Annotated in this window: 10 protein-coding genes; 7 read left to right on the top strand and 3 right to left on the bottom strand. The window is 68.1% G+C overall.

Annotated elements, in window-relative coordinates; translation table 11 throughout:
• The first annotated feature begins 10 nt into the window (after window positions 1–10).
• Both IE212_RS00265 and IE212_RS00260 read left to right on the top strand, forming a co-directional pair.
• Entirely contained in the window at window positions 11–1,069 is a 1,059-nt protein-coding gene (locus tag IE212_RS00265; RefSeq protein ID WP_190195601.1) for an ABC transporter ATP-binding protein, read from the top strand.
• Window positions 1,062–2,210: an ABC transporter ATP-binding protein gene (locus IE212_RS00260; protein ID WP_190195600.1), complete on the top strand. Its 1,149-nt coding sequence runs from the start codon at window positions 1,062–1,064 to the stop codon at window positions 2,208–2,210. The genes IE212_RS00265 and IE212_RS00260 overlap by 8 nt, the downstream gene beginning before the upstream one ends.
• Window positions 2,211–2,469: 259 nt before the next feature.
• On the opposite strand, the gene IE212_RS00255 is transcribed toward IE212_RS00260, so the two are convergent.
• Entirely contained in the window at window positions 2,470–4,593 is a 2,124-nt protein-coding gene (locus tag IE212_RS00255; RefSeq protein WP_190195599.1) for a S9 family peptidase, read from the bottom strand.
• Window positions 4,594–4,774: 181 nt separating this feature from the next.
• On the opposite strand from IE212_RS00255, the gene IE212_RS00250 reads away from it, so the two are divergent.
• The 4 genes from IE212_RS00250 to IE212_RS00235 all read left to right on the top strand — a co-directional run bounded on the left by IE212_RS00250 (window position 4,775) and on the right by IE212_RS00235 (window position 11,841).
• Window positions 4,775–4,969, top strand: coding sequence for a hypothetical protein (locus tag IE212_RS00250; protein ID WP_190195598.1), 195 nt, complete (start codon window positions 4,775–4,777; stop codon window positions 4,967–4,969).
• Between the two features lie 145 nt (window positions 4,970–5,114).
• Window positions 5,115–8,711: a type I restriction endonuclease subunit R gene (locus tag IE212_RS00245; protein WP_229863949.1), complete on the top strand. Its 3,597-nt coding sequence runs from the start codon at window positions 5,115–5,117 to the stop codon at window positions 8,709–8,711.
• Window positions 8,708–10,249 (top strand): restriction endonuclease subunit S, encoded by a 1,542-nt coding sequence (locus IE212_RS00240; RefSeq protein ID WP_190195597.1) that lies wholly within the window; start codon window positions 8,708–8,710, stop codon window positions 10,247–10,249. The genes IE212_RS00245 and IE212_RS00240 overlap by 4 nt, the downstream gene beginning before the upstream one ends.
• Entirely contained in the window at window positions 10,246–11,841 is a 1,596-nt protein-coding gene (locus tag IE212_RS00235; protein WP_190195596.1) for a type I restriction-modification system subunit M, read from the top strand. Before IE212_RS00240 ends, IE212_RS00235 begins: the two co-directional genes overlap by 4 nt.
• 4 nt (window positions 11,842–11,845) lie before the next feature.
• Here IE212_RS00235 and IE212_RS00230 read toward each other — a convergent pair whose 3' ends face one another.
• Window positions 11,846–12,055 carry a DUF397 domain-containing protein gene (locus tag IE212_RS00230; protein ID WP_190195595.1) on the bottom strand — a complete coding sequence of 70 codons (210 nt, stop codon included), beginning with the start codon at window positions 12,053–12,055 and terminating at the stop codon, window positions 11,846–11,848.
• Window positions 12,052–12,927 (bottom strand): helix-turn-helix domain-containing protein, encoded by an 876-nt coding sequence (locus IE212_RS00225; RefSeq protein ID WP_190195594.1) that lies wholly within the window; start codon window positions 12,925–12,927, stop codon window positions 12,052–12,054. Before IE212_RS00225 ends, IE212_RS00230 begins: the two co-directional genes overlap by 4 nt.
• A 771-nt stretch (window positions 12,928–13,698) precedes the next feature.
• Here IE212_RS00225 and IE212_RS00220 point away from each other — a divergent pair.
• Window positions 13,699–17,226, top strand: coding sequence for an NACHT and WD repeat domain-containing protein (locus IE212_RS00220; RefSeq protein ID WP_190195593.1), 3,528 nt, complete (start codon window positions 13,699–13,701; stop codon window positions 17,224–17,226).
• Window positions 17,227–17,232: the final 6 nt, after the last annotated feature.

Genomic DNA, 17,232 nt, shown 5'->3' with positions numbered 1-17,232 from the left:
GGAGGCGTACGTGACCATCATCGACGAAACGGCCGAGAGCCCCGCTCCGGACGGCTCCGGGGACACGGGCCGCCCCCTGCTCGAAGTCCGCGACCTGCACGTGGAGTTCCACACCCGCGACGGGATCGCCAAGGCCGTCAACGGCGTCAACTACTCCGTCGCCGCGGGTGAGACGCTCGCCGTGCTCGGCGAGTCCGGCTCCGGCAAGTCCGTGACCGCGCAGGCGATCATGGGCATCCTCGACATGCCGCCCGGTCGTATCCCCAAGGGGGAGATCCTCTTCCGCGGCCAGGACATGCTGAAGATGTCCGGCGAGGAGCGCCGGAAGATCCGCGGCAGCAAGATCGCGATGATCTTCCAGGACGCGCTGTCCTCGCTGAACCCGGTGCTCTCCGTGGGCTACCAGCTCAGCGAGATGTTCCGGGTCCACCAGGGCATGTCCAAGAAGGACGCCAAGGTCAAGGCGATCGAGCTGATGGACCGGGTGAAGATCCCGGCCGCCGGGGACCGGGTGAACGACTACCCGCACCAGTTCTCGGGCGGTATGCGCCAGCGCATCATGATCGCGATGGCGCTCGCCCTGGAGCCGGACCTGATCATCGCCGACGAGCCCACCACGGCCCTCGACGTGACCGTCCAGGCCCAGGTCATGGACCTGCTCGCGGAGTTGCAGCGCGAGTACAACATGGGCCTCATCCTGATCACCCACGACCTCGGCGTGGTCGCCGACGTCGCGGACAAGATCGCCGTGATGTACGCGGGGCGCATCGTCGAGCGCGCCCCCGTCCACGAGCTGTACAAGCGCCCCGCGCACCCGTACACCAAGGGTCTGCTGGACTCGATCCCGCGCCTGGACCAGAAGGGCCAGGAGCTGTACGCGATCAAGGGACTGCCGCCCAACCTGCTGCGCATCCCGACCGGTTGCGCCTTCAACCCGCGCTGCCCCCAGGCTCAGGACGTCTGCCGTACCGACGTCCCGCCCCTGCACCCGGTCACCGAGCGGGACGGCACCGAGCTGGCCGGCCGCGGTTCGGCGTGCCACTTCTGGAAGGAGACGATCCATGGCTGAGCTCAGCAAGACGGGCGAGCCGCAGGACGCCACGCCGAACGTCTCCGAGGTCGAGGTCGTCGACGCCCACTCCGAGTCGGAGGCGGTCGCCGCGATCGAGGCGCCGGTCGAGCGGGGCGAGCCGATCCTGCAGGTGCGCAACCTGGTCAAGCACTTCCCGCTCACCCAGGGCATCCTCTTCAAGAAGCAGGTCGGGGCGGTCAAGGCGGTCGACGGCATCTCCTTCGACCTCTACCAGGGCGAGACGCTCGGCATCGTGGGCGAGTCCGGCTGTGGCAAGTCCACGGTCGCCAAGCTGCTGATGATGCTGGAGAAGGCGACCGCCGGCGAGATCTTCTACAAGGGCCAGGACGTCACCAAGCTGTCCGGGCGTGCGCTGAAGGCCGTCCGCCGGAACATCCAGATGGTCTTCCAGGACCCCTACACCTCGCTGAACCCCCGTATGACGGTGGGCGACATCATCGGGGAGCCGTTCGACATCCACCCCGAGGTGGCCCCGAAGGGCGACCGGCGCCGCAAGGTGCAGGAGCTCCTGGACGTCGTCGGCCTCAACCCGGAGTACATCAACCGCTATCCGCACCAGTTCTCCGGCGGTCAGCGCCAGCGCATCGGCATCGCCCGCGGCCTGGCCCTGAACCCCGAGATCATCATCTGCGACGAGCCGGTGTCGGCCCTGGACGTCTCCGTCCAGGCGCAGGTCATCAACCTGATGGAGCGGCTGCAGGACGAGTTCAACCTGTCCTACGTCTTCATCGCCCACGACCTGTCGATCGTCCGGCACATCTCGGACCGGGTCGGTGTGATGTACCTCGGCAAGATGGCCGAGATCGGCACCGACGAGCAGATCTACGACCACCCGACGCATCCGTACACCCAGGCGCTGCTGTCGGCGGTCCCGGTCCCCGACCCCGAGTCCCGCGAGGGCCGCGAGCGGATCATCCTCACCGGCGACGTCCCGTCCCCGGCCAACCCGCCGTCGGGCTGCCGCTTCCGCACCCGCTGCTGGAAGGCGCAGGACAAGTGCGCCGAGGAGGTCCCGCTGCTGGCGGTCCCGGAGCGCTTCAAGGGCCAGGACACACCGGCGGCACACGAGTCGGCCTGCCACTTCGCCGAGGAGAAGGACGTCGTCCACGCGTCCTGAGCCCGCGGTCCGGCTCAGCCGCACCCGCCCACAGGTTCCCGGCACCGGCTTCGGTGCCGGGAACCGGGCCGGGCACGGCGTGTCACCCGGCCACCTCACCGCCGAAGCCGAACGGGTTCCCCACCGAACTGCATTAACACGCAGGCAACTTCACCGACCCGGTTCCGATATACGGACGCGTCAGGCTGAACAGCGTACGGCCGTGCGGGTGCCGTAAACGGGCCGGGGCGCGCCATGTCGCCCCGGCCCGTTGCCGCGTTCAGGAACCCGTGGGGCCCAGGGCGCGCTTGAGGAAGTCGACCTGGAGGAGCAGCAGGTTCTCCGCGACCTGCTCCTGCGGGGTGATGTGCGTGACCCCGGACAGCGGCAGCACCTCGTGCGGCCGGCCGGCCGCCAGCAGCGCCGAGGAGAGGCGCAGGGCGTGCGCGACGACCACGTTGTCGTCGGCGAGGCCGTGCACGACCATCAGCGGGCGGTGCGGGCCGGCGGGGGAGGACAGGCCGTCGGCCGTCACGAGGGAACTCCTCGCGTACGCCTCCGGGTGCTTCTCCGGGTCCCCGAGGTAGCGCTCCGTGTAGTGCGTGTCGTAGAGCCGCCAGTCCGTCACCGGCGCCCCCGCGATCCCCGCGTGGAAGACGTCGGGGCGGCGCAGCACCGCGAGCCCCGCCAGCCAGCCGCCGAAGGACCAGCCGCGGATCGCCACCCTGTTCAGGTCCAGCGGATACCTCTTCGCCAGGTCCTGCAGCGCCTCCACCTGGTCGTCCAGCGACAGCGTGAAGTCGTGGTGGATGCCCTTCTCCCAGGCGGGGGAACGGCCCGGGGTGCCCCGCCCGTCCGCGACGACCACCGCGAACCCCTGGTCCGCGAACCACTGAGAGGTGAGGTGCGGGTTGTGGGCGGCGAGCACTCGCTGTCCGTGCGGCCCGCCGTACGGGTCCATGAGCACCGGCAGCGGGGTGTCACCGTCGTAGTCCCGAGGCATAACCACGGCGCACGGGATCCGACGTGCGCCCCCCTCGGTGAGCGTCACGCGGGGGGACAAACCAGGATCTTCGGCGTACGAACGGACAGTCGCGGTCGGCTTTCCGTCACGCAGGACCCGCACCCGCGAACCCGGCCGGTCCAGGGTCGCCGAGACCAGCACGGTCACGCTCCCGGCCCGCACCGCCGCGTGCACGCCCGGCTCCCCCGACACCCGCTCCACGCCCAGCTCGTTCACCCGGTACACGTGCACCTGGCCCGTCTCGGCGTCGGCGGCCTCGGCACCCGCCGACGCCGAGACCAGCACGTCCTGGCCGGAGACGTCCAGCACCGCCCGGACGTGCAACTGGGCTCCCGTGAGGGGCCGTTCCCCGACCGCCAGTACCCGCGCACCACCCTCGTCCGCGATCCGCACCAGCTGCCCCGAGGGACTCCAGCACGGCACCCCAGGGAAAAGATCAAGCCATGTTGGATCTTCATCGGCGTGCACCATCCGCGTCGCACCCGACTCCGTGTCCACCGCCAGGATCAGCTGGCTGCGCTGGTCGCGAGCCTGTACGAGCAGCAGCGGAGCACCAGCCGCTGACCAGTGCACACGCGCCAGATACGGATACCGGGCCCGGTCCCAGGCGACCTCCGTGCGCGCCCCGTCCAGCCCGATGACGAACAGCCGCACGTCCGCGTTGCCGGTGCCCGCCGCCGGGTACGCCACCCGCTGCGGCTCCCGTTCCGGATGCGCCGGGTCGGAGATCCACCACCGCCGCACCGGCGTGTCGTCCACACGCGCCACGAGCAGCCGGTCCGACTCCGGGGCCCACCAGAAGCCGCGCGACCGGTCCATCTCCTCGGCCGCGATGAACTCGGCCAGCCCATATGAGACATTCTCGGAATCGGGCTCGGCGAGCGCCCGGTCGCCGTCCCCCTCGGCGCCCACGACCCGCAGGGCACCCTGGGAGACGTAGGCGACATGCCGCCCGTCGGGCGACGGACGCGGGTCGATCACCGGCCCCTCAGCGGGCAGTTCACGCGCCGTCCCGGCCCGCAGCTCGGCCGCGAAAAGCCGCCCTGACAAGGCGAAAGAGGCCAACTCGACAGCCGCGTCGGTGGCGTACCCGACGATGCCGGCACCGCCCTCGCGACCGCGTTCACGCCGGGCGCGCTCCTCGGGCGAGAGGTCCTCCGAGGCACCGCCCAGCAGGGCACGCGGGTCGGCGGCCACGCGCTCCCCGCCCTCCTCCGTGTCGAGGACCCACAGCGCACTCGCCCGGTCCGTACCGGAACTCGAGCGAAGGAACACGACACGTGAACTGTCGGGCGCCACAGTGAACGAACGCGGCGCGCCGAGCGTGAACCGCTGGGTACGGGCGTGCCGTCGGGGGAAGGAGACAGGCTCGGTCGTCATGCCCTGACCATATTGGCCATGCGCCCCCTTGTGCGGCCGTGCGCCGAGCGATGCGCACGTACGGATAGTTATGATCAATGTCGCATAGTGGGTATGAACCTGCTGGCTGCTGTACGGATTTAATGCCCCCATAGCCCGACCCCCCCCCCGCGCCCCTGTGGATCCTTGGAGGTGAGCCGCCGTGGCACTCTCGATTTCGGCGGTGGTGCTGCTGGCGATCATCGTCTTCCTGCTGATCAAGAAGTCGGGGCTGAAAGCAGGGCATGCGATCGTCTGCATGCTGCTCGGCTTCTACCTGGCCTCTTCGACCGTCGCTCCGACGATCAGCGAGCTGACGTCGAACATCGCGGGCATGATCGGCAGCATCAAGTTCTGAGCGTCGTGCCTTCCGGCCGGGAACCGAGGGAAGTGGCGGACCCCGGCCGGAGGTGCTCCTCATCCGTCCCGTTGTCCCTGGTTCCCCGAGTCGGGTTTCGTAAGCTTGGCGGGCCGGGCATGAACGTGGGGCAAGGGGGCGGCGCGTGGACGACGAGAGCGTGGACAGGCGACTTCGGGAGCAGGCGAAGGCCTCGCCGAACTTCGGGCGCCTTTACGGGTATCAGCCGCTCCTCGCCATCTACGGCTCGCAGGCCGAACTCACCGTCCTGACCAATCCGAACGCCGCCTACGTCAGCGCCGGTCAGTTCGGCGAGGTACTGGCCGAGGAGTTCGTCACCCGGACGGGCACGCGTGTCGAGGGCACCCGCCAGGTAGACCGTCTCAACGCGCTCACCCGGGCCGGCGTTCTGGTCGGCTGGAGCCGCGACGTCTTCGACAAGCTGCGCCGGGGCCGCAACGACGCGGCGCACAACCACCTCTTCGACACCACCAAGGCCCTTGAAGCCCTGAGGCTCTGCTGGCAGTTGGGCGACCTCTTCGACCGTGCCATGGGCGGCACCCGCGCGGTGACCGCGTTCGTCCCGCCCACCCTCCCCGCGGAGACGCCGGAGACCGACCCTCAGGAAGTCGCGGAGCTGCGTGAGGCGCTGGAAGGGCACCGGCGCACGCTCGCCGAGTCCCGCGTGAAGCTCTCCGAGGCCGGCGACCGCCTGGAAGCCGAACGCCAGGCCCGCGCTGAGGCCGAGAGGATCATCGCCAACGCCGAGCAGGCCAAGGCCACCTACGCCGCGCAGATCGAGGAGTTGCAGGCTCAGGTCACCGAGCTGCGGGCGGCACATCAGCAGCGGTACGACCGCGAGCGGCTCAAGCCCCGCCCGGTCGCCTCCGCCGCCCGCGACGCCATTGTGGAGCGCGCCCAGCGCCCCGCCCCGCTCAACGAGGTGCAGGCGCGGAAGAAGATCGACGCGATGCTGACCAGGGCGGGCTGGCTGATCCAGGACAAGGCGGACGCCAACCCGCTGGCGGGTCAGGGAGTCGCCATCCGGGAGTTCACCCTCGCCACCGGGCGTGCCGACTACGTCCTCTACATCGACGGAAAGATCGTCGGCGTCATCGAAGCCAAGCGCGAAGGGACCCCTCTCGCCGGTGCCCTCGCCCAGAACGAGCGGTACGCGGCGGGCGTGCTCAAGGAACACGCCATGGCGGTGTGGCGCCGCGAGGAGCCTTTCGCCTTCCGCTACGCCACCACCGGCACCGAGACGTACTTCCTCAACCGCGTCGACCCGGACGCCCGCTCCCGAGAGGTCTTCGCCTTCCACCGCCCCGAGACCCTCGCCGCGTGGATGCGCCATGCCGACGAGCACCCGGACGCGCCCACGTTCCGGGCGGCCCTTCGCACCGCCCTACCGTTGCTGGAGACCCATGGCCTGCGCATGGCCCAGGTCGAGGCGATCACGGGCCTGGAGGGCTCCCTGGCCGCCGACCGGCCGCGCGCCCTCATCCAGATGGCGACAGGCGCCGGCAAGACGTTCACGGCCGTCACCGAGTCCTACCGGCTGCTCCGGTACGCAGGCGCTCGCCGGATCCTCTTCCTCGTCGACCGCAACAACCTCGGCCGCCAGGCCCGCGCGGAGTTCGACAAGTACCGCACGCCTGACGAGAACCGGAAGCTCACCGACCTCTACAACGTCGACATGCTGGGCCGCGGCGGCCTGCAGGAGACCTCCTCGGTGGTCATCTCGACGATCCAGCGGATGTACGCCCTTCTCAAGGGCGAACCGCTGGACGACGGGGCGGAGACCGAGGACCGCGAGGACGACGCGACCTCGCCTCTGGACGAGTCCTACGTGACGGACGAGCCGATCACGGTGGAGTACAACCCCGACGTCCCGATCGAGTCCTTCGACGTGATCGTCGTCGACGAATGCCACCGCTCCATCTACGGCCTGTGGCGTGGCGTCCTGGAGTACTTCGACGCCCACCTCGTCGGCCTCACCGCCACCCCCACCCGCCAGACCAAGGGCTTCTTCGACAACAACGAGGTGTCGCGCTACACGTACGAGCAGGCCGTCGCCGACGGCGTCAACGTCGACTTCGACATCGTGCGCGTCAAGACGGACCTGCGCGACGAGGGAGCTGTTGCCACGATCGAGGCGGGCACCACGGTCCGCATCCGCGACAGGCAGACCCGCGCCCAGCGCTACGAGGAACTGGACGAGGACTTCACCTACACCGCTCCGCAGATCGGTCGCACGGTCATCACGGAGGACGAGGTCCGCGCCGTGCTGACGACGTACCGGGACAACTGGAAGCGGTGGTTCCCCGGCCGGGCCGACCTCCCCAAGACCCTGATCTTCGCGGGGCCGTACGACGACCACGCCGACGAGGTGCTCAAGCAGGTCAAGCAGGTCTTCGGCCGGGGCGACGAGTTCGCCAAGAAGATCACCTACCGCTCCCGCGACAACGGCGACGACCCCGAAGCCCTCATCAACGACCTGCGCAACTCGCCCCGGCTGCGGGTCGCCGTCACCGTCGACATGATCGCCACGGGCACCGACGTGAAGCCGCTGGAGTGTGTGATCTTCCTGCGGCCGGTGAAGAGCCCGGTGATGTTCGAGCAGATGAAGGGCCGGGGCGCCCGCTCCATCGACGCCGACGAGCTGAAGGCGGTCACCCCGGAGGCGGCACCCGACCTGAAGAAGGACCGCTTCGTCCTCATAGACGCGGTCGGCGTCACCGATTCCCCCCTGGTGGATGCCCGTCCCCTGATCCCGGCGGGCGCGCAGCGCGGGATCCCGTTGGCCAAGCTTCTCGACAAGGCGGGCACGCGGTCCCTGACGGCCGACGAGGCGGAGACCCTGGCACGCCGCCTGGCCCGCATCGACCGCCAGCTCGGTGACGAGGAGAGGAAGCTCCTGGTCGAGACGTCCGGGGGAGCGAGCCTGGCCGACCTGGCCCGCCGCATCACGGACGCGGTGGACGTGGACACCCAGGACCGTGCCCGGTACGAAGGCGGCCCGGAACTGGCTCAGAAGCTGGTCCAGGACGCGGTGGCACCGCTCACCGCCCGCCCACAACTGCGCAAGCTCATCCTGGAGATCCGCCATCAGCAGGACCTGACCTATGACGAGACGACCGAGGTCAAGGTCACCGAGGTACGTGAGATCCCCAGGGAGGAGCGGGCCCGCAAGGAGCTCGCCGAGTGGAACTCCCTGCTGGAGAAGGAGCAGCGGGACGAGAACGCGGCGATACGGGTCGCCCTCGGGAGCGGGGCACGAGTTGCTCCGAGCGAGGCTCGGGCCGCGCTGAGGGAGCTGGCGGGCCGTATCCGCGCGACGAATCGCTCTTGGACGACGGGGGTCCTCTGGGACCACTACGAACAGCTCGGCAAGGCGGCGGCCGGCCCCGGCAAGGAGGCCGGCCTCGGCGACCTCATGCGGATCATCCGCTTCGAGCTGGGCGCGGACGACGAGCTGAGGCCGTACCGTACGGTGGTCGAGGAGCGCTTCGAGGGCTGGCTGCTGCGGCAGCGGCAGGCGGGCGTGGAGTTCACCGAGGACCAGTTGTGGTGGCTGGAGCGGATAAAGAACGCCATCGCCGTCGACGTCGGCATAGAGCCCGGGGACTTCTCCGTCGCGCCCTTTTCCGAGCGCGGTGGTGGCCGGGGCTTCATGCGGGCGTTCGGGGACAAGGACCGGGCGTTGGAACTGTTGGATGAGCTGAATCAGGAACTGGCTTGAGCGAGAGCGGCGGCGTGGACGGAGAGAAGGAGCTTCCGGCGGGTTGGGCGCGTGTGCCGCTTGGGCGTGTGGTGGAGGTGTTGGACAATCGCCGGATCCCAATCAGCGCCAGCGAGCGCGCGAATCGCCCTGGAAATGTACCGTACTACGGTGCGGCTGGGCGCGTTGGCTGGATCGACGAAGCGCTGTTTGATGAGGATTTGATCCTCCTTGGTGAAGACGGGGTTCAATTCTTCGACCGAGCGAAGCCCAAAGCCTACAGGGTTTCCGGCAAGAGTTGGGTGAACAATCATGCCCACGTCTTGCGGGCTGTCCCTGAAGTGGTTGATTGGCGTTACCTTTGCCATTATTTGAACGCTTTCAATTATGAAGGATATGCGAATGGCACGACACGGCTGAAACTGACGAAGTCGGCGATGGTATCTATTCCTGTCCTGCTGCCGCCCCTTGCGGAGCAGCGCCGGATCGTTGATGTACTCGAAGAGCAGTTGTCGCGACTCGAGGCGGCTTCCGAGTCCTTGCGATCTTCTGCCGCACGCAGTGGAAGCCTGCGTCGGTCCTTGGTGGCCAGGGCTTTCTCAGGAAGGTTGCTTGCTAAGAAGGATGGTAAGCGCACCTCGGCTCGGTCTCTTCTGGAAAAAGTAGACGTTCAGGTTTCCGCGCATGCTGCGAAAAAGCGCTGGAGTCAAGAGCCTGCTCCAGCTGCGGAATGGTGTCACGACCTTCCTGAAGGCTGGGAATGGAGAACTCTTGGGTCACTCGCGCTGCTGATTCAATACGGTACTTCCGCGAAGGCTGGGACGTCATCCGTCAACGGTGCCATTCCTGTGATGCGGATGGGCAACATCCAATCCGGGAAAATCGTGATGCATGATGTGAAGTACCTTCCGGGTGATCATCCGGATATTGAGTCCATGCGACTGCGAGATGGAGACTTGCTGTTCAATCGCACCAACAGTGCCGAACTGGTCGGGAAGTCTGCGGTGTACAGGGATGATCTCGGTGCAGCGGTTTTCGCCTCGTACTTGATTCGATGTCGTCTCGCAGGCGGTATCGATCCAGACTGGGTGAGCGCCTACGTGAATAGCCCCGGCGGGCGCAAGTACATTCGTTCGACCCTTTCCCAGCAAGTCGGTCAGGCCAACGTGAATAGCGCAAAGCTGGCTATGTTCCCGATTCCTGTTGCTCCTGAGGAAGAGCAGAAGGAAATCATGGAGCACCTGCGCGAGTGGTACCGATTGCTGGGACGTTCTGATCAGGGAAGAGAGACTGCCTCGCTTCGGTCAGCGAGACTGCGTCAAGCGCTTCTTCGGGCAGCGTTCGCCGGAAGGTTGACGCGGCAGTCACTCGGCGACGAGCCCGCATCTGAGCTGCTAGCCCGCATCGCTGCCGAACGCGTACCGAGCCCCAAGCGTGCCCGCAAGGCCCCCTCAAAGAGGTCGACGACGCCCGCCCAGCGGACCGCTGAGGCGCCCGCCTTCGCTTCTGAAGCGACCCCTACCCCCGCCCTCGCCGTACAGCAGGAGTTCGACCTGTGACCGTCCCCGCAGACGCCCAGCAGCCCGCCGCAGAGCCGGTAAAGACAGCTAAGGCGGTCGCCCAGACGAACACGCTCGTCTCCAAGCTCTGGAACTACTGCAACGTCCTCCGAGACAACGGCATGTCCACCATCGAATACGTCGAGCAGCTCTCCTACCTGCTCTTCCTCAAGATGGTCGACGAGATCGAGAACGATCCGTGGGACGGCCAGGACATGAGCGCCATCGTTCCTGCCGAGTACAACTGGCAGACTCTGGTCACCAAACGGGGTCCTGAGTTGGAGAAGCACTACCGCGCCGTCCTCGAAAACCTGGGCCGCCGTCCCGACACCACCATCGGGACGATCTTCGACGAGGCCCAGAACCGGATCACCAAGCCCGCCCTCCTCGAAAAGCTCGTCGTCGACCTGATCGGCCGCGAGGACTGGACGGTCACGGGAACCGACCTCAAGGGCGACGCCTACGAGGGTCTGCTCGCCAAGGGCGCCTCGGACACCAAGACCGGGGCCGGCCAGTACTTCACGCCCCGGCCCCTCATCGACGCCATGGTCGACGTCATGCAGCCTGGCCCGAACGACACGATCACCGACCCGGCCTGCGGCACCGGCGGCTTCCTCATCGCGGCCCATGCCTATATCCGCGACCACCACATGAAGGCAATGTCGCTGGATGAGCGCAAGGCTTACGACAGCGGTCGCAAGATCTGGGGCAACGAACTTGTCACCGGCACTGCCCGCCTCGCCGCGATGAACATGCTCCTCCACGGCATCGGCAAGAGCGACGGCCCGAGTCTCATCACCGTGGGCGACGCCCTGGCCGACAAGCCCAGTGGCAAGCACGCCACCCTCGTCCTCGCGAACCCGCCCTTCGGCCGCAAGTCCGCGATCACCGTGATCGGTCAGGACGGCGAGGCTGAGAAGCAGGACACCGAATACGACCGCGACGACTTCACCGCGACGACCACCAATAAGCAGCTCAACTTCCTGCAACACATCATGTCGCTCACGGCGGTCGGCGGACGTGCCGCAGTCGTCCTGCCCGACAACGTCCTCTTCGAGGGCGGCGCGGGTGAGAAGATCCGCCGCAAGCTGCTCGATGAGTTCGACCTGCACACCATCCTGCGGCTGCCCACCGGCATCTTCTACGCGGGCGGCGTCAAGGCGAACGTCCTCTTCTTCGAGAAGAAGCCCCCGCGTGCCGACGGCAAGCCTCACACCACCGAGACGTGGGTCTACGACTTCCGCACGGGCCAGCACTTCACCCTCAAGCAGCGCCCCCTCACTCGCGCCCACCTGGACGACTTCGTCACGGCCTACCGACCGGGCGAGCCCCGCTCCTCCCGCGTCGAGTCCGAGGACGAGAACGGGCCGTTCAAGAGGTTCACCTACGAAGAGCTGATCGCTCGCGACAAGGTCAACCTCGACATCACGTGGATGAAGGACCCAGCCCTCGACGACGCCGACAGCGGCCTGCCGCCCGAGGTGATCGCCGAGGAGATCGTCCGCGACCTCCAGTCCGCCCTGAACGAGTTCACGGCCATCGCCCGCTCCCTGGGCGGCGACGTGGACGTACCGGAAGCCGAGGTCGAGTAGCCGTTCAGCCCTTGGACGCGTACGTCACGAAGTCGGCCCAGGCCTTCGGTGAGATTCGGAGGCTGGGGCCGATGGTGTCCTTGGAATCGCGGACGTGAATGGTCTCGGGAGCGTTGGCCACCTCCACGCAGTCGTTCGGGTTGCTGCTGTCGCTGTAGCTGCTCTTGAACCACACCAGCGCGGATGCATCTTCGACAGAGGCCTTGCGGATCATCTTTCTCCCACCAGTTGCTCGACGAAGGCCAGTGACTCCCGTGCGGTCAGAGCCTCGGCCCGGATGATGCCATAGCGCAGTTCAAGGATCCTGACCTGCCTCGGATCATGGACGGGGCGGCCGCTGAACTCGTCGTCCATGCGCCCAACCGCCGTACCATCCTCGAACTTCAGCACCTGGATGCGGCCTCCGGTCCCAGGATGATCCCAGCGGTCCGTGGGCATCACCTGAATTTCCACGTTTGGCAACTGCCCTACTTCCAGGAGGTGTTCGAGCTGACTGCGCCACACCATCTTGCCCCCGACGGGGCGCCTAAGTGTCGTCTCTTCCAGGACGAAGCTGAGCTCAGGAGCTGGTGCGCGATCGAAGACCGCCTTCCGGGCCATACGCGCAGCCAGTGCCTGTTCCAACTGGTCTTCCGGGTTCACCGGCCGCCGTGTTCGTAGCAACGCCCACGCGTACTCCTTTGTTTGGAGCAAGCCGTGCAGGTTGTGATTGCCGTACGAGAGCAGCTCTACGGCCTTGGCCTCCATCTGCGCCAGATCCCGCACCCGCTTGGGATACCGGACCTTCTTCACGTCCTCCTTCATCGCGGCGAGCAACCCACCCGCCCTCAGGATTTCGTCCGCCATGTCCAAGTACTCGGGCCGAGGGATCCGCTTCCCGGACTCGATCTTGTACACCATGTCCTCGCCGTACCCCACCGCCTCTCCGAACTCGGCGGCTCGCATCCCTGCCGCCTCCCGCCGCAGCTTCAGCTGCCGCCCAACGGTGGCGATGACCGCCAGTCCCCAGTCGTCGTCCGGGTCCACCTCCCAACCCGGTTCGTCCGCCTCGGTCCTGAGGCGCCTTACCTCACCGTCCACCGACATCCCGTGCTCCTCCGTCGTGCGGCATTGCCGATCCACCTCGTGTCCGCGCGGCCACCATCCTGACAAGCCGGACACCCTCGACAAGCCCCGGGCGGTCACCGTACGCAACGACTTCGTGACTGTTTACGGTAGGCGCACTCCGCCACGCTGAGTGACGTGAATCAAATAACCGCCACCCCCGAGGCTGAACTCGACACACAGATCCGCAAGTTCAGCGTCCAGTTGTCACCCACGCCCCGCGGAGCCCCTCGCCCGACTACTCGCAACCGAACAGCTCTACGTCGTCGGCAGCACCCTCCGCATCGAGGTCATCGACACTCGGGGTGACCGCCTCCCGCAGCTGCGACACTCGAGCCCTCACGCAGAGTCCGGCCGAGGCCTCGTCCTCATCGACACGCTCGCCGACCGCTGGGGCACCGTCGCCGGGCCGTACCCGCGTAAGACGGTGTGGGCCGAGTGCGAAGTCGGTCGGCCACCGGAAACCGCCCGCCCGTGCTCCAGTGCGAGGGGCGGGCCTCCCCAAGTGCCATGACGATCAGACAGGACCCGCCGGGTGGGAGCCGCGACCCTGCGTGGCCGAAACACATACGCACCGTTGATCGTGCCCGAGAAGCCCCAGAAGATGGTCATGAGCGACCTGCCTCGCCGATCCACGGGGGGCCGGGACGGACGAATGACACAGTGCCGGCGTTTCGAGGTCGGTGGGGACGGAGGCTGATCGGTGCTGGCGGGTGGCGGTGTGGTCGTGAGCGGTGCCCGATGAGGAACCGTATGCAGGTCGCGCTGCAGATCATGCTGGCGCTGGTCGCCTGCTTGCTCGGGATCGCCACCAACTACGCGACCAACACCGACGACGTCCCGTGGGTGCTGGAGGCGATTCAGCGGTTCTCCGTCCCGGCCATCGGGGTGCTGATCGTTGCACTCGTGATCGGGCAGGTCGTTGTCTACCGGCTGGAGAACCCCGCCCCGCCTCGGGTCGAGTGGCCGCGTGACCGGGTTCCATACCCGGGCCTCGACGCCTTCGACGAGGACGAGGCGCCCGTCTACTTCGGCAGGGAGGCGCAGGCGGCCGAACTGACACGCAGGCTGCACGCCACCGCGACCTACCCCGCTGACCGGTTCCTCCTGCTGGTCGGGGCGTCCGGAAGCGGAAAGTCCTCGCTGGTCAGGGCAGGAGTGGCGCCTCGGCTTCGGGAACGCCGCTGGACCGTCGTGCCGGCCTTCGCTCCCGGCCCCAGCCCACTGGGCGCTCTCGCGGCCGCACTGGCGGCTGTCGCCGACGGGCAGGAACCGGCGAGTGCCGTACTGCGCAGGCTGCGCCAGGGGCCGGACGCGCTGCGAGGCGAACTGTCGCGTCTGCGCGGCGGCCGGTTCCGGCGGATACTCCTCGTGGTCGACCAGTTCGAAGAGGTCGTCACCCTGGCGGGGGAGCGGGAACGCGTCCAGTTCCTCGAAGCACTGCGGGCCTGCGTGGAACAGGATCCGGCGGTCCGCGTACTGGCTACCCTCCGTGTTGACCTGCTCGGCAAGCTCCTCGGCACCGGACATGCTGAACTCTTCCAACACCCCGTCGTCATCGGCACCTTAGGCAGAGCACAGCTCGTCGAAGCCGTGGAGCGACCCGGGGCTCTTGTCGGGCTCGGCTTCGAGGCCGGGGTCGTCGACTCCATCGTGAGCGACACCGGAACGGACGACGCGTTACCCCTGCTCGCCTACCTCCTCCAAGAGCTGTACTTTGCCTCCGGCCCTGGTGGGACGGTGACCGAGGAGCTGTATCGGCGGCTCGGCGGCGTGCCTGGTGCGCTGGCCCGCCAGGCGGACAACACCGTGGCCGGGCTCGGTGCGGGCGTGGGCATCGACGCCGTCCTGCGAGTCCTGCTCCGGTTCGTCACGGTTGAGGGGCAGGAGGTGACCCGCCGCCATGTACCGCTGTCCGAACTCGACGGACAGGACCGCCACGTCGTCGACGCCTTCGTGGAGGCACGGCTGCTGCGCACCGACGTCACGAGTAGCGGCGAGCCCTACGCACAGGTCACGCACGAGGCCCTGTTCCGTCAGTGGGCCCCGCTGCGGCAGGAGGTCGAGGCGCGTGCCGAACGACTTCGCGAGCGCGCCGAACTGGAACGGTGGGCGGCCGACTGGGAGCGGGCCGGACGCAGTGACGACTACCTGCTCACGGGGGAACGCCTCAACGCGGCCCGGCGCTGGCTGGAAGCACTGGAGGAAGACGGCCAGGCCTCCCCACCCGCCCGTGCACTCGTCGAGTCCTCGCAGCGCCGCGACATGACCTTCCTCAGCCGGGTCTCCGACAGCATCGGCCGACAGGTCCTGCTGAGCGCGGAGGGCGAACCGGAGCGTTCCCTGCTGCTGTCGCTGGCCGCACTCGGCGAGTGCACACCGACGCCCTCGGCCAGACGCGGGCTGATGGCGGCGCTGGCGGCAAGCCATCTCCGTGCCAGGCTCGACGCGCACACTGACACCGTCCGGCACATCGCCTGGTCCCCCGACGGGCGCATGCTGGCCACGGCGTCCAGGGACGGCACAGCCCGTGTCCACGACGCGCCGTCCGGACGTGCCCGGCTGGTGCTGCCGTGCGACGGAGTCATGGTCGAGTCTGTTGCCTGGTCACCGGACTCGACGAGGGTGGCAACCGCCGGCCGTGACCGTGTGTTACGGATCTGGGATGTGGCCTCGGGGGAGCCGGTCCGGCTGCTCACCGGAGCTGGAGACTTCAACCGGCAGGTGGCCTGGTCGCCGGACGGCCGGCACGTCGCGGCGAGCTCCAGGGACCGCATCGTCCGGATCTGGGAGGCCGACAGCGGCCGGATCGTGCACGAGCTTCTCGGGCACCGCGAGGACGTGTGGGGTGTGGCCTGGGCGCCGGACGGCGACCGCCTCGCCACCGCCTCCCACGATCAGACAGCGATCGTGTGGGACCTGGCGACCGGGACGGCCGCCACCACACTCACCGGGCACTCGGACTTCGTCGAAGGCATCGCCTGGTCACCCGACGGACGGCACATCGCCACCGGCTCCGGGGACCACACGGCCCGCATCTGGAACGCCAGTACCGGTGACCTGCGCCTGCTGCTGAGAGGACACACCGACTACGTGTGGAACCTGGCCTGGTCGCCGGACGGGCGGATGCTGGCCAGCGCCTCATCGGACCGCACCGTGCGCATCGTCGACACCGAGGACGCCAAGGTCCTGGCCGTGCTGCGGGGGCACTCGGACACCGTGTGGGGCGTCACCTGGTCGCCCTGCGGGACCATGCTCGCCACCGGCTCTACCGACAGCACCGGCATGGTGTGGGACCTGCGCCCGCACGGCGCCGAGGTCGTACTGGCGGACGGCCACCGAGACCCGGTGAACCGTGCCGCGTGGTCCAGCGATGGCGATCGTTTCGCCACGGCCTCGGACGACGGCACCGTACGGGTGTGGGACGCGGTCACCGGGACTCCGGCCGGTCCCGCGATCGAGTGCGCTGACCGGGTCTGGTCTGTCGCCTGGGCTCCCCACGGGGAACGTCTCGCGTTCAGTACGAACGACGGGCTCCTCCGGGTCGTCGACGGGCGCGGCAGCACCCTGTTCGAGCGAAACGGCGAGGTCGTCGAGGGATGCGCCTGGTCTCCGGACGGCGGCCGGATCGCCACCGGTGGTCACGACGGCGCCGTGCGCGTCCTGTCCGCGCCGGACGGGACCGAGCTGCTGAAACTCACCGAACATCAGGACTGGGTGGGGCGTGTGGCCTGGTCGCCGAGCGGCCGGTTGCTTGCCAGCTGCTCGGACGACCGTACGTGCCGATTGTGGGACATCGGGGAGGGGCGGCAGTTCACAGTGCTGCGTGGCCACGAGAACTACGTGGAGGACGCGGCCTGGTCTCCGGACGAGACGAGGATCGCCACCGCTTCCGGCGACTGGACCGCCGCTGTGTGGGACGTGGCCACCGGGCGACGCATCGAGGTGCTCAAGGGACACGAGGGGCGGCTTCGCGCCATCGCCTGGTCACCCGACGGCCAGTACATCGCCACGGGAGCCGACGACCGCACCGTGCGGGTCTGGTCCGCCACGACCCTTGAAGAGGTCGCCGTCGTGGGTGTGCACCAGGACAAGGCGCTCTCCGTGGCCTGGTCCCCGGACGGCACGCGGCTGCTCACGGGGTCGGCCGACGGAACGGCGCGCGTATGGAAGGCGGAGCCAGACTACGACCGGCTGGAGGCCAAAGCCCGGGGAAGGGTTTTCCGTATCCTCACCCAGGAGGAACGGCGGCAGCATCTGCTGCCGCTCGATCCCTCGTGACGTACT

The sequence above is a fragment of the Streptomyces djakartensis genome (assembly GCF_014651075.1).
GTDB classification, from domain to species: Bacteria; Actinomycetota; Actinomycetes; order Streptomycetales; family Streptomycetaceae; genus Streptomyces; species Streptomyces djakartensis.
This window is presented reverse-complemented; position numbering and strand designations above follow the sequence as displayed.